The organism is Paenalcaligenes sp. Me52 (genome assembly GCF_050487965.1).
Lineage (GTDB): Bacteria > Pseudomonadota > Gammaproteobacteria > Burkholderiales > Burkholderiaceae_B > Paenalcaligenes.
In genome coordinates, this window is the sequence record NZ_JBKQFO010000001.1 from 2,125,338 (window position 1) to 2,144,369 (window position 19,032).

Sequence of the window (19,032 nt, forward strand, 5' to 3'; positions counted from 1 at the left end):
TTGCATTATCTCCAGCCATCACTGTACTGCCTAGTTATGTAATTCCCTCATGATGCAGTTCTGATAGTCATCATCAGCCCCCGGAAATACTGTAATGACATCAGCCTGTTATGCTGAACGCAGCCATTCATTACATTTACTACATAACAGGCAAGGCTATGGAGACAACCCCTATCCGCTTCTATTATCGCGGACACGTTCACGAGGTGCAGAGCGCCCCTACCACGCGCACACTCTTACAACATTTGCGCGAAGACCTACATTGCACCGGCACCAAAGAAGGTTGTGCAGAAGGCGACTGTGGTGCATGTACGGTAGTGGTTGCCGAACTGGATGCTGAGCAAAACGTACAGATGCGTGCAATTAACTCCTGCATTCAACTACTGCCCGCCCTAGACGGCAAAGCCATCTTCAGCGTAGAAGACCTACAAGCCACTGACCAAAGCCTGCACCCTGTGCAGCAAGCCATGCTGGAGTGTCACGGCAGCCAATGCGGGTTCTGTACTCCTGGATTCTTAATGTCTATGTGGGCTTTGTATTTGCAGCACACTCCCGGCTCGCCCACACCCACACGCGATGAGATTGATGCTGCTCTGTCTGGCAACCTCTGCCGTTGTACTGGATACCGCCCCATCATTGATGCCTGTGAGCGTATGTTCAGCTATGAGCGCCCCGAATTCGATCAGCACACACTTAAGCACACCCTAGTGGGTATGCAGCGTGAAAACAGCCTGCACTACCAATACGAAGAACAGCAATTCCACGCCCCCCTCACCTTGAAGGAGATGGCTGAATTGCGGGTAGCCTATCCCGACGCACGCATTCTAGCGGGTAGTACCGATATAGGTTTATGGGTAACACGCCAATTCAGGCATTTGCCACATCTGCTCTATATTGGACGTGTACGCGAGCTGCAGCATATAGACCATCATGATGGCGACTATGTGTACATTGGCGCAGGCGTACTGCTTAACCCTGCTTTTGAAGCCTTGTGTCGCTACTACCCCGAACTACACGAGTTGCACCAACGTTTTGCCTCGCACCCCATACGTAACTCAGGCACCTTAGGTGGGAATATCGCCAATGGCTCACCCATTGGTGACTCTATGCCAGCCTTAATCTGCCTCAACGCGCGCATTGTGCTACGTAAAGGGGATGAGGTGCGCGAGATGCCTCTGGAAGAGTTCTATCTAGCCTATCAAAAAAATGCGCTACAAACTGGCGAGTTTGTACAAGGCCTACGCGTTCCTCGTGAACAACCCGGCCTACAGTTCCAGACCTACAAACTGGCCAAGCGATACAACCAAGATATCTCTGCCGTGTGTGCCGCATTTTCTGTCACGCTAGATGCGCAACAACAAGTGAGCCAAATTCGCATCGCCTTTGGCGGCATGGCGGCTACTCCGATTCGAGCGCACCAGACAGAACAATTCTTACTGGGCAAAAAATGGGATGACAACACCCTCACTGTTGCTGTCAGTTGCTTACGCGAAGAGTTCAAACCCTTAAGCGATATGCGTGCCAGTGCCGACTACCGCCGCACAGCAGCAGCCAACCTACTACGTCGATTCTATTTACATACCCACCCCGAACACGCCTTAGCCACACATCAACTCAACGTGTTTGAGCACGTTCGTTCTATTGAGGGACTACAGCCATGAGCCTTCACACTGACTCTCTAGAGCACGATCTGCTATACGATGCACGCCAAGTAGGCGTGTCGCCCTATCATGAATCAGCTGTCTTGCACCTAAACGGCAAGGCTATCTACACCGACGACATTCCTGAGTCACAAGGTACGCTGCACATCGCACTGGGGCTTTCTAGCCAAGCACACGCGAATATCCTGTCTATGGATTTACAGCCTGTGAAAGCCGCTAAAGGCGTAGTCGCCGTACTCACAGTGGCTGATGTTCCTGGTGAGAATAACTGTGGCCCTGTGCTGCATGACGACCCCTTGTTTGCCGATGGTGTGGTGCACTACGTGGGGCAGCCTATATTTGCCGTCATTGCGACCAGCCATGATCTAGCACGACGTGCTGCGCGCTTGGCCAACATCGAATACGAGACCTTACCCGCCATTCTGACTGCGAAAGAAGCCAAAGCGGTGGGAGCCAGCGTCTTACCGCCATTCAACTTGGTACGCGGCAACCCCCATGAAAAACTCGCTAGCGCTCCACATCGCCTGCAAGGCACGTTTGAGTGTGGTGGCCAAGAACAGTTTTATTTGGAAGGGCAAATTTCGTACGCCTTGCCTCAGGATGACGGGGCGGTACGCATTTACTGCTCTACTCAGCACCCTACTGAAATGCAGATGCTGGCCGCACGCGCACTGAACGTGTCTACACACAAAATTGAAGTTACCTGCCGACGTATGGGCGGTGGTTTTGGTGGTAAGGAATCACAATCAGCTCTGTATGCCTGCGTCGCTGCCATTGCCGCACAAAAACTGCATCGCCCCATCAAACTACGTTTAGACCGTGAAGACGACATGACCATCACGGGTAAGCGCCACGGTGTGTATTACGAATGGGATATAGGTTTTGACAGTGAAGGACATATCCTAGGTGCTCACGTAGACATGGCCTTGAATGCGGGGTATTCCGCGGACTTATCCGGCCCTGTTGCTACCCGAGCCGTATGTCACTTTGATAACGCCTACTACTTGGAACACGTTGCCATACATGCGTTGTGCGCCCGTACCAATACACAATCCAATACTGCATTTAGAGGCTTTGGTGGTCCACAAGGTGCGTTGGTGATGGAAGTAATCTTGGACAACATAGGTCGCCACCTAGGCATAGACCCTTTGTTGATACGTCAACGTAATTTTTATGGCCACGAAGACCGCAACCTCACCCCATACGGTCAAGTCGTCAAAGACAACGTCATTGATACGTTAGTAGCACAACTGAGCGAAGACTGTCGTTATCATGAGCGCCGACAAGCGGTGTTGGAGTTCAACAAACACAACACCATCCTAAAAAAAGGCTTGGCGCTTACGCCAGTGAAATTTGGTATTTCATTTAACTTCCCCGCCTTTAATCAGGCTGGTGCTTTGGTACACGTTTACCGAGACGGTTCGGTACTGGTGAACCACGGCGGTACCGAAATGGGCCAAGGGCTGAACACCAAAGTCGCGCAAGTGGTCGCCCATGAACTGGGGCTCACACTAGACCAAGTACGTTGCACCGCTACGGACACCAGCAAAGTTGCCAACACGTCAGCTACCGCTGCGTCTACTGGCTCTGACTTAAACGGGATGGCCGCACAAGATGCTGCTGCTCAAGTACGAGCACGGTTAACCGAGTTTTGGGCAACACTACAGCAACTGCAACCCGAGGACATACATTTTGCCAAAGGCATGGTGTATGCAGGCAGTTTGGTTACACCATTTGCAGAGGTGGTAGAACAAGCTTACTTACAGCGCGTTCAGTTGTGGTCCGACGGTTTTTACGCCACTCCTGGTTTGCATTGGGACGGCATCAAAATGACCGGCAACCCTTTCTATTACTTCTCGTATGGTGCAGCGGTAGCAGAGGTCGTGCTAGACACCTTAACCGGCGAATGGTCACTGTTGGCCGCTGATGCGCTGCACGATGTGGGCCGTTCCCTAAACCCGGCTCTGGATATAGGGCAAGTAGAAGGTGCTTTCATCCAAGGGATGGGCTGGTTAACGCTAGAAGAACTGTGGTGGGACAAAGAAGGCAGATTACGCACTCACGCACCTTCCACCTATAAAATCCCAGCTATACGCGATTGCCCAGAGCATTTCTCGGTAAAGCTGTTTGATAATCAAAACGTTCAACCTAGTATTCACCGTTCCAAAGCGGTAGGTGAACCTCCACTACTGCTACCTTTTTGTGTGTTCAATGCACTGCGTGATGCGGTAGCCAGTACCAGTAACTACACACGTCAACCCACGCTGAATGCCCCCGCCACACCTGAGGCCATACTCGCCGCGGTAGAGCGAGCGCAACATGGGAGCTAAGCCATGCCAGCATTGATACGCCAAGCGCGGCGACTGCTGGATCAGGGGCAGGCTGCCGTATTAATTACGGTAGCCCAAACCAAAGGTTCAGCCCCTCGCAATGCCGGTACACGCATGTTGGTCAGCAGTACACAGCAGTGGCAAACCATAGGCGGTGGGCATCTGGAATGGCAAGCCATTCACCAAGCCCGCACACTCATGAACGACCATGTAGCGGGCAAATCGGCACGCTTAATCGAACGCTATCCACTAGGCCCACGCTTAGGGCAATGCTGCGGTGGCATGGTCACGTTAGTATTTGAACTTCTAGGTAGCGACGATCTGGAATGGCTAGAAGATCTTGCTACCTTATTAGGCACTGGTAAAAGCGCCCAACGCCGTGTAGGCATGGGCGCTCAACATGACGTAAGCCTAATGGAGTTGCCCCACAGTTTGGGCCATACTCGACTGGATCAAGACCTAGATGGCCATACCCAATGGTTCACCGACGAGCTATCCCCTCCAGCTATACCCGTGGTGTTATTTGGTGCGGGGCACATAGGCAAAGCGTTGGTACATTTTCTAGGTAGCCTGAGTGATTGCTCGGTTACGTGGGTAGACGAACGCGAAGCTGAGTTCCCTGACAGCATCCCCAGCAACGTACAAGTACACATCACCGATTTCCCTGAAGAAGCCGTGGAGCTAGCGCCAGCCAATGCCTACTTCCTTGTGATGACACACCGCCACGATTTAGACCAAAAACTGTGCAACCATATCTTGAAGCGTAATGATTTCAGATATGCCGGGCTGATAGGCTCTCAAACTAAACGTCAACAGTTTGAGAAACGCTTCCGTCAGCGCGGAATCACCGATGAGGTCATTGAACGACTCACCTGCCCCATAGGCATAGGCCAAATACGCAGCAAAGAACCTGCTGCCATTGCGGTAGCCATTACGGCGCAACTACTACAACTGCACGAATCGTTTCTGTGATTTCAGGATACGCCCATCATGATTACTGTCTCTACCCACACCTCCACACAAGCGTTTCGTGCTGCGCTGCTGTACTTTCACCAGCAACCAAATGCCCAGCACTCGCAGCATCAAGACTGCATTACCTACCACTCAGATGGCTTGCTATTAGTACAAGCAGGTAAGGTGCTGGCCTGTGGCGACTACAGCCGTTTGCAGCACCTACTGACAGACGACATCCCTCTGACTCGTTTTGAGAACAAGCTCTTGATGCCGGGGTTTATTGATAGCCACATTCATTTTCCGCAAACGGAAATGATTGCTTCCCCCGCTCCTGACCTGCTTCCTTGGCTAGAAAACTATACCTTCCCCACTGAAAAACGCTTTGCCGACCCTGCACATGCCGCAGAAATCAGCGAGTTTTTCTTAGATGAGTTGCTACGTAACGGCACCACTACGGCTATGGTGTACTGCACGTCACACAAAGAGGCCACCAACGCCTTTTTTGAAGCCAGCCATAGGCGCAACCTGCGCATGATTGCCGGTAAAGTACTCATGGATAGAAACTGCCCTGACTACCTACAAGACACCGCCGAAAGCGGTGCAAGAGACAGCGAAGCACTTATACAGCGCTGGCACGGCACAGGAAGGCAGCTATACGCCCTCACACCACGCTTTGCACCCACCTCCACCCCTGACCAACTAGGACGCTGTAGTGAGCTTGCTAAAACCTATACAGACGTCTACATACAAAGCCACGTAGCCGAGAGCCAAGCCGAGGTTAAATGGGCGGCTGAACTCTTCCCCAACAGCCGTAGCTATCTGGATATTTACGACCAGTACGGTTTGCTACGCCCTAAAGCCGTATATGGGCACTGTATTTGGTTGGATGAAACAGACCGAGGCCGTATGCATGACACACAGAGCGTAGCCGCACACTGCCCTACCTCTAACTTATTTTTAGGCAGCGGACTATTTGATGTGGCTGCGGCTGAAAACAGCCAGATGCGCTACACCTTAGCAACTGATGTAGGTGCGGGTACGTCGTTCTCGTTGTTACGTACCATGGACGAAGCCTACAAAGTGGCAAGATTGCAGCAGCATTACTTACCAGCACTGCAACTGTTCTATCACTGCACAGCCGGTGCCGCTGAGGCGTTGGGTTTAGCTGGGCAAATAGGTACATTAGCTACGGGGGCGGAAGCTGACTTTATTGTGCTGGATACACACGCCACCCCGTTATTAGCTAGACGCAGCTCTACTGCTAACAGCTTAGAGGAATTGCTATTTGCGGTAGCCTTATTAGGGGATGATCGCTGTATCTATGCTACGTATGCGGCAGGTGTTTGCGTGCATCAGCGTGCAGAGTAATTACGCCATGGGCCATTTTAGAGTCGCCAATGCGGTGCTTAAGGAGCGCTAAAAACGCCTAGCAACGATTGGCAGCATGAACCTAAGGCTGTGGGTTTTGAACCTAATGTCCCTCCGAGAACACTCGAACTCCTATAGCAAAAGACGCTGCCACCAACGTATTCACCGCTAGCTGCCATAGCTAGCACTGCGAAAAGTATTTTTTAATTTGTACACCAAATAAAAAAATACTTTCCTCCGTTTTCCCTTCATCGCTTGCCACGGTTTTTACTTTGGTAGTTGTTGCTAGTCAGGCGTCTTTCTGTGGCACATAGGCGAAGATATTTTCAGCATTGCAGCTTCTGCTACCCTCTTCTCCTACGAGCAGAAATAATCATTAAGCGCCGTTGCATTAGCACCAAGTAGGCCAGATCAATTCTAAATACCGCATAGATAGATAACACTGCCGCAAAAGAAAGGGCTATAAACCTATCCTCATTCAGAACAACCGGTGTACGGAGAGGAAACTTTTTTGATTTGGTGTCTCAAATCACAAAAAATATTCCTGCAGTCCCCAGCGTGTGCGATGAATACATCTGCAGAGCCTCACGCCACAAACAACAGATCCAGAAACGACAAAACCTCTGGCAAAACACCAGAGGTTCGTCGTTAATCTACCGCTTGTTAGACAGTGCGCTATACCGCGCACCATCTTCTTGCTTACTGACTTTCCAAGAAGGATTTCAGTTTGTCAGCACGGCTAGGGTGACGCAGTTTGCGCAGTGCCTTCGCCTCAATCTGACGAATACGCTCACGCGTTACGTCAAACTGCTTACCTACCTCTTCCAGCGTTTGGTCTGTACTCATTTCGATACCGAAACGCATACGCAGTACTTTAGCTTCACGAGGTGTTAGGGAATCCAACACTTCTTTCACCACGCCACGCATATCGCCATGCAATGCCGAATCCGATGGGGACACGGTATTGTTGTCTTCGATGAAATCGCCCAAGTGGGAATCATCATCATCACCAATAGGCGTTTCCATGGAAATAGGCTCTTTGGCGATTTTCAGAATCTTGCGTACACGATCTTCTGGAAGATCCATCTTCTGCGCCAGTGTTGCTGGATCTGGCTCTACACCAGTTTCCTGCAAAATCTGACGGTTGATGCGGTTCATCTTGTTGATGGTCTCGATCATGTGCACAGGAATACGAATCGTACGCGCCTGGTCAGCAATAGAACGAGTAATCGCCTGACGAATCCACCATGTAGCATAAGTAGAGAATTTATAACCGCGACGGTATTCAAACTTGTCCACGGCTTTCATCAAACCAATGTTACCTTCTTGAATCAGATCCAAGAACTGCAAGCCACGGTTGGTGTATTTTTTCGCAATGGAAATCACCAAACGCAAGTTAGCTTCGGTCATATCACGCTTAGCTTTGCGTGCTTTGGCCTCACCTGTCAGCATGCGCTTGTTAACCTCTTTCAGGTCTTTCAGCGACAGCACAACGCTAGTTTGCAGATCAATCAACTTTTGCTGTACTTCTTGAATCGCAGGAATGTTGCGCTCCAAGGTTTCAGCATAAGCAGGATTAGCAGCAATTTCTTGCGCTACCCATTCCAGATTCACTTCATTACCAGGGAAGCTCTTGATGAAGTGTGAACGAGGCATTTCAGCGCGATGTACACAGATATTCAGAATTTCACGCTCGTGAGCACGAACTTCCGCTACCTGATTACGCATGGTATCTGCCAGACGCTCAACCATTTTGGCGGTAAAGCGCACACCCATGAACTCTTCAAGAATAGCTTCTTTGGCTTTTAGGTAGCCTTCGCTGCGGTAGCCTTCTTTCTCAAAGGCTGTACGCATTTTCTCGAACCAATCGTTGATTAGATCGAATTTTTTCAGGGACTTGGTACGCAGATGTTCTAGCTGCTGGCTGCTCATGCCACCCGCTGGGCCTTCGTCATCTTCGTCGCGTGTCACACCTGAACCGGCGTACTCTTCGCCATCATCATCGATCAGACCATCAACAACTTCGTCGATTTCCATGGTGCCACCACGTACCTGCTCTACATATGAAAGCACTTCTTTCACTGTAGTTGGGCAAGCAGCAATCGCCATGATCATGTGTTTCAGACCGTCTTCGATACGTTTAGCGATTTCAATCTCGCCTTCACGTGTCAGCAGTTCTACCGAACCCATTTCACGCATGTACATACGTACTGGGTCAGTAGTACGACCGAAGTCGGAATCTACGGTGGTCAATGCGGCTTCAGCCTCATCGTCCACATCGTCATCGCTGGAAGCCGATGGTACAGTATCGCTCATCAGCAAGGTGTCAGCGTCAGGGGCTTGGTCATAGACCGAGATACCCATGTCGCCGAAGGTGCCAATAATACCTTCAATCGCTTCAGCATCAACCAGATCATCAGGCAAATGGTCGTTGATTTCGCCATAGGTCAAGTAACCGCGCTCTTTACCCAGTTTAATTAGGGCTTTCAGGCGGTTACGACGAGCTTCTTGCTCTTCTGGCGTCAACTGACCACGGCCACCAAACACATCGCGTTCACCGCGACCGCGCTTAGCGCCTTTTTTGCTGACGGGTTTCAGATCAGGGATAACCTCGTCACTATCGTGCAGGTCATCATCCTCATCATCATAATTCGTGTTTTTGGCAGGACGCCCACGACGACCTGGGACTGCAGCAGCTTTAGCTGCAGCCTTCTTAGCGGCTTTCTTAGCAGTCTTTTTAACTGCTGTCGTATCATCCGCACTTGTGGCAGCAGCCTTCTTCGCCACTTTTTTAGCGGCTTTCTTGGCTGTTTTTGCTGCCGGCTCAACGTCCACAGAAGTGTCGTCGGACGCAGCTGCTGCTGCCATCACCACACGTTTTTCATCTTCTGTAGTCACCGATTTCTTACCAGTCGTTTGTGTCATAGTGGATCCCATAGACGTAGCACAGCTAAAGCAGCATAGTGCCACAGGACAAAACGCAATCGGGTAATTCGCCAAACTACTGGAAGGACCAGGTGAAACGCGTGTTCTGATCAGTACTGTATAAGTGTCCCTGCTATTTTGCTAAGGGCTTGAGTAATCAGAATCCAACTACGTATCGTGCCGTATGCTCAATAGAGCGTGGCCCTTTACCTACCAATGGTTTTGCAAACCACCTAAACCTTATATTTTACTTCAGTTGTGAACTAGGCGCAGCATTAAGCAGAACACTACGCTTGAAAAGTTCTTGATATCGTCGGCGCGAAGCCTCATCTGGCAGCCCGCTACTTGCCAACGCATCCAATTCAGTCTTCACCAATACCTGCTCTACTCTACGCAACGTATCTTGCAACTCTTCCTTCGGACTTGGCAGTTCTTCCTCTGCCAGCAAATCTGTCGTTAGCGCTATCAACAACTCACCAAGCTCAGTATCGGGATCTACCGCTTCCAACAATGCACCTGAATGCTTAGCATCACACACATTAATGAGCGCAATTAGCTCTTGTACAAGTATTAGATTGGGACTTTGTACGATAATTTCAAGTTGCTGGTCCGCCAAGCGGCTAACCAGCTCAGGGTGAGCAGCCAACAAACGCAACAAACGTTTCGCTAATGGCATCACCGTACGTGACCTGACCTCATTACCGCCAAAACCACCGGCACTGCTAGGTGCTCTGCCTCGTTGACGTCGGCGAGGCTTGCTCTGCCCTGATGATGGCATATCATCATAGGACATACCACCAAAATCAGCATACGGCACATCGCCATCATCAAACGGAATATAGTCATCAGGCGGACCATACTCCGCAGGTGGTGCATTACCGTAATCTGGTGTAGATGCTTGACTCGCAGTCGCAGCAGCCACACCTGTCACCGCACTTAAACGTTGCTGTAGCTCTTCCGGCGTTAGCTGCACCAGCTTAGCAAATTCATTTTGAATTTGTACTGACAGCGTAATGTCAGGCAAGCTTTTCAATAACGGCAATGCCTCGTGCACACATGCTGCCCTACCCTCTGCCTCATTTAAGGCATGGCGCTCAGACAGTTCGTCCAGCATAAAGGTAGACAGCGCACTAGCTTGACTTGCTTGCTCTCGGAATGCATCTGCGCCGCTTTCACGCACAAAGGAGTCAGGATCATGACCCTGCTCCAAGAACATGAAACGCATCGCCACGTCATCTCGTACCAATGGCAAACATGTCACCAGTGCACGCCATGCCGCTTTACGCCCTGCCTGATCGCCATCAAAGCAGAACACAATACGATCGCTACTACGAATCAGTTTTTTGATGTGGTGCTCGCTGGTAGCCGTACCCAGAGTCGCTACAGCATTTGCCAAACCATGCTGTGCCAAAGCCACCACATCCATGTAGCCTTCAACCACCACCACAAAGCCTTCATCTCTGATGCCTTTGCGACCTTCCCATAGTCCATAGAGCTCGTGCCCTTTGGAGAACAAGGAGGTTTCTGGTGAGTTGAGATATTTAGGCTCCCCTTTTTCAATCAGCCGCCCGCCAAAACCAATAATATGGCCGCGACTATTTCGAATGGGGAACATCACCCGTTGTCTGAATCGGTCATAGCGGCGACCATCTTCGCCTTCTATTACCAAGCCTGACTCAATCAATAACGGATCTTCGTAATTGGGGTAGACGCTGCTTAATCCACGACGCTCTGTGCCACTCCAACCCAAACCGAAGGTTTTGGCAATTTCGCCGGTTAAGCCACGTTTTTTAAGATACTGCTTAGCCGCTTCACTGCGTTTCAGTTCTCGCAGGTAATGCTCCTGCGCCGCATCCAAAATTTGCTGATGACGGGAAACTTCAACCTTACGACGCTGATCTGCTGCACGCTGCTGTGGGCTTCGGGGTGCTTCAGGCACCACCATACCTACCTCATTGGCAAGACTGCGTACGGCCTCAGGAAAACTAGCTCCGGTATGCTGCATCAAAAAAGTGACGGCAGAACCATGAGCGCCACAACCAAAGCAGTGATAAAACTGTTTAGTTGGACTGACAGTGAAGGAGGGGGATTTTTCGTTGTGAAAAGGGCAGAGTCCAAGCAAGTTGGCTCCACCCTTTCTTAACTGCACATAGCGCCCTACAACATCGGCAATATCGATGCGTACGAGCAGTTCCTGAATAAAAGATTCAGGAATCAATATAGGCGTGGAGGCAGTTGCTGGCTACGGATGCGCTTGTAGTGGCGCTTTACTGCGGCGGCGTGTTTACGCTTGCGCTCAGCAGTTGGTTTCTCGTAGAACTCGCGTGAGCGCAGTTCGGTCAGCAGACCTGTTTTTTCAATAGTGCGCTTAAAACGGCGCATTGCGACCTCGAAAGGCTCGTTCTCTTTTAGGCGAACAATAGACATGTAGTTCTAAATTCAGTTAGTAAATCAATCAAAAGCACTTTCTGCCTGAACAAAAAGGCCACTAGGGCAAAAACATACGTTGCAGTCGCACTACATTATGATCCAGACCACAACATATGACACGTATCAGCGACGTCAGATGCAAATAAAACCACTTACATCCAAGCTACCATGCTTTGCCCAGCCCTTTTGTTTCAGACCGCAAAAGGCATACGGGGTAGCCTTGTAGAATACCACGAAACCCTACGACAATAAAGACATGAGCCGCTTAAAACTCACATATGCCGTAATTCTGCGTGGTATTAGCCTCGGCTATTAGTTACTGCTACGACCTTTACGAATCCAAGGCTCTAGCTGATGAGGACGAATGCTATCGTAATCCTCAAATGGCTGATGAATCCAAGGGTTCGTAGGCAGGTGATCCACGTGGTAATCAGGCTCTACAGTTGAGTGCCCTTTCCACCACAACACACCAGTACGTAATTCATTGATGGCTGGGAATTGCTGACGTAGGTGATCGCGCACTCGCTTGAAGGTCATGCCTGTATCAACCATATCATCCAGCAATAATACATTACCGTCCAGCGTACCACGGGTAATGGTAATGAACTGCGCAATATCCAAAGCCCCTTGTTGGGTACCAGCTGCTTCTCGGTAGCTGCTAGTTGCTAGGATACCTAGAGGTACATCGTAAATACGAGAAATGATATCGCCCACTCGCATACCACCACGAGCCAAGCAGACAATCTTGTCAAACTTCCAGCCGGACTCATGAATGGTTAATGCCAGACGTTCTATCAGACGGTGATACTCATCCCAACTTATCCAAAGATCACTATCGGTGTTTGGGGGCAAACTCATAAAAATTCCTGACTGACAAACAAAGTAGAATCATATCACTGCCTACGCCTGAAAATCATCTACACAGATGCAATCACTGCCCTCATGATGATAAAAACGCACAAGGCGGCTAAAAATAGCCGCCTTGTGCGTTTTTAATACCTAACTAAACTTAGTTAGTGAACGGGTCACGCAGAACAATCGTTTCACGACGATCTGGACCTGTAGACACCATATCGATAGGTACATCGCAAATTTCAGCAATACGCTCTAGGTAACGACGAGCGTTTACTGGCAATTTGTCGTACTCAGTCACACCAACAGTGGACTCAGACCAACCTGGCATTTCTTCCAGCACAGGCTCCGCACCCGCTACCGCATCAGCACCGTATGGCAGCACATCCAGGAATTCACCGTTGTAACGGTAACCCACACCAATTTTCAGTGTTTCCAAACCATCCAACACGTCCAATTTGGTCATGCACAGACCGGTAATACCATTGATCATCACGGAACGTTTCATAGCAGCGCCATCAAACCAACCGCAACGACGGGCACGACCCGTTACGGAACCGAACTCTTTACCAACGGTAGCCATGCGTGTACCCACCTCATCAAACAGCTCGGTAGGGAATGGACCAGAACCCACACGCGTGGTGTAGCACTTCGCAATACCCAATACGTATTCCAACTGCTGCGGACCAACGCCAGCACCAGCTGATGCTGCGCCTGCCAAGCAGTTGCTGCTAGTAACGAAGGGGTAAGTACCGTGATCAATATCCAGCAACGCACCTTGCGCACCTTCGAACAACAGCTTCTGCCCTTCTTTCTTAGCAACGTACAAGTTGTTGGATACGTCAGCCACCATAGGCTTCAGTGCTTCGCTGTACGTGCGTACTTGCTCCATCACTTGCTCTATAGATACAGCCTCTGCGCCCAAATACTGGGTCAACACAAAGTTGTGGTATTCCAGAATTTCTTTGAGCTTTTCTTCAAACTTAACCAGATCAAACAGATCTTGCACGCGCAATGCACGGCGAGCCACTTTATCTTCGTAAGCAGGCCCAATACCACGGCCGGTAGTGCCAATCTTGGCATCACCTTTGCGGCGTTCACGCGCCTGATCCACAGCGATGTGGTAAGGCAGAATCAACGGGCAGGCTTGCGAGATTTGCAAACGATCACGCACATTCAAACCTGCGGCTTCTAGCTCGGCAATTTCTGCCAGCAAAGCTTCCGGTGACAGCACTACGCCATTGCCAATATAGCAAGTGACGTGGCTATGCATGATCCCAGAGGGAATCAAACGCAATACCGTTTTTTGTCCATTAATCCAAAGCGTGTGACCCGCATTGTGACCACCTTGAAAACGTACAACGCCTTGGGCAGATTCGGCAAGCCAATCAACGATCTTGCCCTTACCTTCATCACCCCACTGCGTGCCGATGACTACAATATTCTTGCTCATGTTACGTACTTAGTAAAATAGGAACGGTTATGCCGCTCAACCACCAAAAACCACGCGAACTTGCATATTTATGCAGAAATCGCCCTTAAGTGCCACTGATCCGCTTCGCAAACCAGCTCTCTGTCAAAGATGAATTCATCTTGAGTCGGAGCTTGATCTGGAAACATCTGTATTACGATCTGTCCTGATTCACGCAATACCGAAATGGCCTCCAGCAATGCCTCATCTAAACCCCATGGGGCACGTATAGCTTGCGTTGCCGTAGCAGGCGTTAACCCACCCGACAGTTTGCGTAAATCCAGACTGAACCCGGTTGCCGGACGCGAACGACCGTAGACTTTACCTACGCCGTCATAACGCCCACCACGTACTAGCGCATCGTGCCAACCCGGTGCATACACAGAAAATACCGCGCCAGTGTGATAACCATAACTACCTGCCATATCGGCCAAGTCCATTGCCAGTGCCTGACCAGGCAGCGCTGCAACCAGCACCTCCAAGCCATTCAAGGCGGCAACAATCTCGGGCAATGCCGGTAATTTTTTACGTGCTGCTGCCAAGGTAGCATCTACCTCACCGTACAAACCGGTTAAGACCAGCAAGTGCTCAATCACAGCAGGATTGCACCCTTCTACCCTGCTACCCAACTCTTGGATACCAGGCATATCTTTGGTGCTTAACAGATCAAAAATTTCAGCGGAATATGGAACCAGCGCCGGATCTTGGTTGATCAGCGTCTGACCAATACCAGGAAAGTTCAAATCCAGTCTAGCGCCCTGCACACCTGCGGCGGCAACACTGGCCAGAGCCAAGCGAATAATTTCAATATCCGCTTCCACCCCAGCACAACCGAACACCTCTGCACCAATTTGCAGCAGTTCACGATCAGCCATCAAGCCGGTAGGACGCGCATGCAATACAGGACCACAATAACACAGACGTGTCACCCCTTCCCTGTTCAGCAAGTGAGCATCCACTCGAGCTACTTGCGGCGTCATATCAGCGCGCACACCCATGGTGCGGCCAGACAACTGGTCCACCAACTTATTGGTTCGCAAGTTTAATTTGGTACCCGAAACGGCCTGTAAGGACTCCAGGTACTCTACTAAGGGGGGCATAACCAGTTCGAACCCGTAGGTGCGATACAGATCAAGCAGCTTTCTACGTAGTTCCTCGATGCGTCGAGCTTCTGCAGGCAGAATATCAGCCAGACTTTCGGGTAACAACCAATTTGACATGTCTAAGACTCGTACGGCGTAGTCAATCAATACACAAACAACAAAAAGGCGACTTGGGGCGTAAGCCCTCCAAGTCGCCTGCGAAATGGTGTAATAACTTACACGTTAGTATAAACGAAACTTGCCTTGCTGTGGCAAGCCCGTCTATACCAATTGTGGTTTAACGGGAATCCTTGCTCTGAGACCAGAAGTTAAAGAATTCCGTATCAGGACTGATAACAAGTACGTCGTTCTCAGAACTGAAGGCGTTACGGTAAGCTTCCAAGCTACGGTAGAAACGGTAGAACTCAGGATTTTTGCCATATGCCGATGCATACACACCAGCAGCTTCCGCATCACCATCACCGCGTATAGCCTGAGACTTCGCATAAGCCTCTGCCAACATTTCTTCACGGGTACGATCTGCTTGCGCACGAATACGTTCGCTTTCTGCCATACCGGTTGCACGCAAACGGTTAGCCTCTTGCTTACGCTCAGCTTCCATACGTCGGTACACAGACTCAGAAATCTCTGGCACGAAGCCAATACGTGTCAAACGTACGTCAATGACTTCCACACCAAATGGACGAGCACGTGCAGCCACAGCGTTTAACACTTCACGCATGATTTCATCACGCTCTGAAGCCACCACGTCTTTTACTGTACGTACGTTAACTGCCGCGTTCAGCGCGTCGCGAATCTGCGCTTGCAAACGCTCTACCGCACCACGGTCCGACGCGCCAAATGTTACGTAGTACTGACGTGGGTCAGAAATACGCCATTTCACGTAGTAATCAATCAGCAGGTTTTTCTTTTCTGCTGTCTGAATACGCTCAGGCTCTTTGTTTTCAATAGTCTGCAAACGCTTATCCAAGAACACTACATTCTGGAATGGCGGCGGCAGTTTGAAATACAAACCTGGTTTGGAAATAGACTCTTTCACTTCCCCCAGCGCAAACACCAACGCCAAATCACGTTCGCGTACGATAAAAACGGAGGATAGCAATACCGCCAGGGCGATGGCCAAGGCGATCAATGCTGGAAACAAACGGTGCATTGTGATCTCCTAGCGGGAATAAGGCGAGTAAAGGTTATTAGGCAAGCTATTAGCACCTTGCGAAGCCGCTGCAGCAGGACGCGCTGCTTCTACGGGCTTGCTGGTTGTAGTGGCTGCCGACGCTGCCGCAGATACTGCCGCATCACTACCATTACCACTCGCGCCAGTAGCGCTTGCTTTAGCTGCTTGGCTAGCGATCTTATCCAGCGGCAAATACAGCATATTGCTGCCAGCAGGTAAGTCCACCATAACCTTCGCTGTTTGCTCCAGAATTTCCTGCATCGTTGTCAGGTAGAGTCGATCACGCATCACACCAGGTGCTTTAACGTACTCTTTCTCTACGCTGGTAAAGCGTGCGGAATCACCCTGCGCATCACCAATAACACGTGCTTTATACCCTTCTGCTTCTTCCATCATTCTGGACACTTGACCACGTGCCTCAGGAAGAATCTTGTTGGCGTACGCATTACCTTCGTTAATCAGACGTTCACGGTCTTGACCTGCCTTCACAGCATCGTCAAATGCGGCTTGAACTTGCTCTGGAGGCTGCACGTTCTGGATCGCCACAGTACTGATCTCTATACCGGTTTTGTACAGTTCAAGAATACTTTGTGCCAACTTCTGCACATCTTGCGCTACTACAGTACGACCCGAGTACAAGATGGAATCCATAGGTGTACGACCCACGACTTCACGCATAGCAGTTTCTGCTGCTTGGCGCACGGAATCATCAGGCGCAACAGTATTAAACAAGTAATCAGGCGCACCACCGGGTTGCAGTCTGTACTGCACCACGAACTGCACATCCACGATACTTTCGTCCTGCGTCAGCATCAGCGACTCAGGCAGAACTTTATTGCGGGAGTTGCCACGGTAGCCCAATTCTATAGTACGCAATTGCGCTACGTTGACGTCTTGGTGTTCTTCAATGGGGCTAGGCCAGCGCCATTGCAAACCAGGACCCAAGGTTTTGGTGTACTGACCGAAACGAGTAACCACAGCAACCTGCCCCTCTTCCACGATCATGAAACCGCTAGCCAGCCAGAAGCCGACTGCTGCAATCCCTAGACCCAGGAAAATTTTTGGCGAGCCTTTAGGCATACGAGGCGCATTACCACCCGAACCGCCACTAGGAGGCTGATTGCCGCCACGCTGCTTACGACCAAAAACCGAACCCAAGCGGTTATTAAAATCGCGCCATACTTCGTCTAGATCTGGCGGACCTTCTTGGCCGGACTCAGGACGACGAGGAGGTTGATCACCTTTTTTCTCGCCGTTACGTCCCCAACCGGGATCATTCAAGTTGTAAATTCTGGACATTAAACGCATTACTTTCTGAAAGTTGACCTGATTCGGCAATCGCTTCGCGTAAGTAGTCTAGCCCAACCCGCTCAAGGGCGCTGACAAAGACACGCAAAATCTTACCATGTTCATCGCGCTCGATCCTAGGTTCGAAACCTGCTTGATCGATCTTGTTATAGACCAGCACACGAGGTATCTGTGCCGCCCCAATATCTTCCAGTACTTTATGTACTTCGTGTATTTGTTCATCGCGTTGAGGACTGGATGCATCCACAACGTGTAAGAGCAAATCGGCATGCACCGTTTCTTCGAGCGTAGCACGGAACGCAGCAATCAATGCTGGAGGCAAATCACGAATAAAACCAACCGTGTCTGACACCACCACCTGACCAGTTCCTTCAATCCAAATTTTTCGGGTTGTAGGATCTAGCGTGGCAAAAAGCTGATCGGCTGCATACGCATTAGCGCGCGTCAATGCATTGAAAAGTGTAGATTTACCGGCGTTGGTGTAGCCAACCAGCGCAACGGTCAGGGTATTGCTACGCAATCTAGCACGACGTTGAGTGGCACGTTGACGCTGTACCTTTTCTAAACGCTCACGCAATTTGCGTACTTTGTCACCAATCATTCGGCGATCCAGCTCAAGCTGTGATTCACCGGGCCCGCGTATACCTATACCCCCTTGCTGACGCTCCAAGTGCGTCCACAGACGGGTTAGGCGTGTAGATAAGTGCTGCAACTGCGCCAGCTCTACCTGCAATTTACCTTCGTGGCTTTGAGCTCGTAAGGCAAAAATATCCAGAATCAATGCCACACGGTCTACCACGCGGCGGTTGAACTGGCGTTCCAAGTTACGCTGTTGCGCAGGACTTAACGGATGGTCGAACAAAATCAGTTCAACCCCATGCGCATCGGCTAGCTGTACTGCTTCCTGAACTTTGCCGGAACCTATGAAATAGGCGGCATCAGGCTTGCTGCGTTTAGCTACTACCACATCGGCGATAACCGCCCCTGCACCAGTAGCCAGCATGACAAACTCATCGGCATGAGCTTGATAATCTGGTTCGCCCATGTCCACACTGATAATCAGCGTATTCATCGGCTACCCCTAAAATAAATACCCGCCCATCGATAGCGATAAGCGGGTATTGGGAAGATGGCACTACACTTATTCAGCGTCGTCATCCGCTTTCAGAGATACGGGACGAGCAGGAACTACAGTGGAGATTGCATGTTTGTAAACCATCTGAGTCACAGTATTGCGAAGCAATACTACGTACTGGTCAAACGATTCAATTTGCCCCTGCAATTTAATGCCGTTTACCAGATAGATGGATACAGGAATATGTTCCTTACGCAGGGCGTTTAAAAATGGGTCTTGTAATATTTGCCCTTTATTGCTCATTGGCTAAACTCCAATTGTGTTGTTATTCGGTTGAATCTTGTAAACCTATACTTTACAGGGTTTCACCCTGTTGCGCAC

Annotated in this window: 14 protein-coding genes; 4 read left to right on the forward strand and 10 right to left on the reverse strand. The window is 50.2% G+C overall.

What is annotated here, in order from left to right; genetic code table 11:
* Positions 1 to 158: 158 nt before the first annotated feature.
* Genes xdhA through guaD form a run of 4 tightly spaced genes read left to right on the forward strand, consistent with a single transcriptional unit; the run spans position 159 to position 6,313 of the window.
* Complete coding sequence (xdhA, locus tag ACLO87_RS10085; RefSeq protein WP_430223595.1) at positions 159 to 1,661, forward strand: xanthine dehydrogenase small subunit; 1,503 nt, start codon at positions 159 to 161, stop codon at positions 1,659 to 1,661.
* Positions 1,658 to 3,991, forward strand: a complete 2,334-nt coding sequence (gene xdhB, locus ACLO87_RS10090; RefSeq protein ID WP_430223596.1) for a xanthine dehydrogenase molybdopterin binding subunit — start codon at positions 1,658 to 1,660, stop codon at positions 3,989 to 3,991. The genes xdhA and xdhB overlap by 4 nt, the downstream gene beginning before the upstream one ends.
* 3 nt (positions 3,992 to 3,994) lie before the next feature.
* Positions 3,995 to 4,963: a xanthine dehydrogenase accessory protein XdhC gene (xdhC, locus tag ACLO87_RS10095; RefSeq protein ID WP_430223597.1), complete on the forward strand. Its 969-nt coding sequence runs from the start codon at positions 3,995 to 3,997 to the stop codon at positions 4,961 to 4,963.
* Positions 4,964 to 4,981: 18 nt separating this feature from the next.
* A complete protein-coding gene (gene guaD, locus ACLO87_RS10100; protein ID WP_430223598.1) occupies positions 4,982 to 6,313 on the forward strand; it encodes a guanine deaminase in 1,332 nt (443 codons plus the stop codon).
* Between the two features lie 699 nt (positions 6,314 to 7,012).
* Here the strand turns inward: guaD and rpoD are convergent.
* The 10 genes from rpoD to hfq all read right to left on the reverse strand — a co-directional run bounded on the left by rpoD (position 7,013) and on the right by hfq (position 18,954).
* Positions 7,013 to 9,238: an RNA polymerase sigma factor RpoD gene (gene rpoD / locus ACLO87_RS10105; protein ID WP_168246837.1), complete on the reverse strand. Its 2,226-nt coding sequence runs from the start codon at positions 9,236 to 9,238 to the stop codon at positions 7,013 to 7,015.
* A 247-nt stretch (positions 9,239 to 9,485) separates the two neighbouring features.
* On the reverse strand, positions 9,486 to 11,456 hold the full coding sequence (gene dnaG / locus ACLO87_RS10110; protein ID WP_430223599.1) for a DNA primase: 1,971 nt from the start codon (positions 11,454 to 11,456) through the stop codon (positions 9,486 to 9,488).
* On the reverse strand, positions 11,453 to 11,665 hold the full coding sequence (rpsU, locus tag ACLO87_RS10115) for a 30S ribosomal protein S21 (protein ID WP_166408216.1): 213 nt from the start codon (positions 11,663 to 11,665) through the stop codon (positions 11,453 to 11,455). The genes dnaG and rpsU overlap by 4 nt, the downstream gene beginning before the upstream one ends.
* 315 nt (positions 11,666 to 11,980) lie before the next feature.
* On the reverse strand, positions 11,981 to 12,526 hold the full coding sequence (locus tag ACLO87_RS10120; protein WP_135861973.1) for a phosphoribosyltransferase: 546 nt from the start codon (positions 12,524 to 12,526) through the stop codon (positions 11,981 to 11,983).
* Between the two features lie 151 nt (positions 12,527 to 12,677).
* Positions 12,678 to 13,973, reverse strand: a complete 1,296-nt coding sequence (locus tag ACLO87_RS10125; protein ID WP_135861975.1) for an adenylosuccinate synthase — start codon at positions 13,971 to 13,973, stop codon at positions 12,678 to 12,680.
* 68 nt (positions 13,974 to 14,041) lie between these two features.
* Entirely contained in the window at positions 14,042 to 15,211 is a 1,170-nt protein-coding gene (locus ACLO87_RS10130) for an ATP phosphoribosyltransferase regulatory subunit (protein ID WP_430223600.1), read from the reverse strand.
* Between the two features lie 160 nt (positions 15,212 to 15,371).
* Entirely contained in the window at positions 15,372 to 16,247 is an 876-nt protein-coding gene (gene hflC, locus ACLO87_RS10135) for a protease modulator HflC (protein WP_135861979.1), read from the reverse strand.
* A gap of 9 nt (positions 16,248 to 16,256) precedes the next feature.
* The gene (gene hflK / locus ACLO87_RS10140; protein WP_430223601.1) at positions 16,257 to 17,576 is read right to left on the reverse strand and encodes an FtsH protease activity modulator HflK; all 1,320 of its coding nucleotides are present in this window, start codon (positions 17,574 to 17,576) and stop codon (positions 16,257 to 16,259) included.
* Positions 17,542 to 18,648 carry a GTPase HflX gene (gene hflX, locus ACLO87_RS10145; RefSeq protein WP_135861983.1) on the reverse strand — a complete coding sequence of 369 codons (1,107 nt, stop codon included), beginning with the start codon at positions 18,646 to 18,648 and terminating at the stop codon, positions 17,542 to 17,544. The genes hflK and hflX overlap by 35 nt, the downstream gene beginning before the upstream one ends.
* 69 nt (positions 18,649 to 18,717) lie before the next feature.
* Positions 18,718 to 18,954, reverse strand: coding sequence for an RNA chaperone Hfq (gene hfq, locus ACLO87_RS10150; protein WP_135861985.1), 237 nt, complete (start codon positions 18,952 to 18,954; stop codon positions 18,718 to 18,720).
* Positions 18,955 to 19,032 lie beyond the last annotated feature (78 nt).

Bases quoted from the DNA above. Each gene is read 5' to 3' on its own strand.
- ACLO87_RS10130 (WP_430223600.1), bottom strand. From the start codon at position 15,211: ATGTCAAATTGGTTGTTACCCGAAAGTCTGGCTGATATTCTGCCTGCA.
- hflC (WP_135861979.1), bottom strand. From the start codon at position 16,247: ATGCACCGTTTGTTTCCAGCATTGATCGCCTTGGCCATCGCCCTGGCG.
- guaD (WP_430223598.1), top strand. From the start codon at position 4,982: ATGATTACTGTCTCTACCCACACCTCCACACAAGCGTTTCGTGCTGCG.
- hflX (WP_135861983.1), bottom strand. From the start codon at position 18,648: ATGAATACGCTGATTATCAGTGTGGACATGGGCGAACCAGATTATCAA.
- xdhB (WP_430223596.1), top strand. From the start codon at position 1,658: ATGAGCCTTCACACTGACTCTCTAGAGCACGATCTGCTATACGATGCA.
- ACLO87_RS10120 (WP_135861973.1), bottom strand. From the start codon at position 12,526: ATGAGTTTGCCCCCAAACACCGATAGTGATCTTTGGATAAGTTGGGAT.
- rpoD (WP_168246837.1), bottom strand. From the start codon at position 9,238: ATGACACAAACGACTGGTAAGAAATCGGTGACTACAGAAGATGAAAAA.
- xdhA (WP_430223595.1), top strand. From the start codon at position 159: ATGGAGACAACCCCTATCCGCTTCTATTATCGCGGACACGTTCACGAG.
- hflK (WP_430223601.1), bottom strand. From the start codon at position 17,576: ATGCGTTTAATGTCCAGAATTTACAACTTGAATGATCCCGGTTGGGGA.
- xdhC (WP_430223597.1), top strand. From the start codon at position 3,995: ATGCCAGCATTGATACGCCAAGCGCGGCGACTGCTGGATCAGGGGCAG.
- ACLO87_RS10125 (WP_135861975.1), bottom strand. From the start codon at position 13,973: ATGAGCAAGAATATTGTAGTCATCGGCACGCAGTGGGGTGATGAAGGT.
- rpsU (WP_166408216.1), bottom strand. From the start codon at position 11,665: ATGTCTATTGTTCGCCTAAAAGAGAACGAGCCTTTCGAGGTCGCAATG.
- hfq (WP_135861985.1), bottom strand. From the start codon at position 18,954: ATGAGCAATAAAGGGCAAATATTACAAGACCCATTTTTAAACGCCCTG.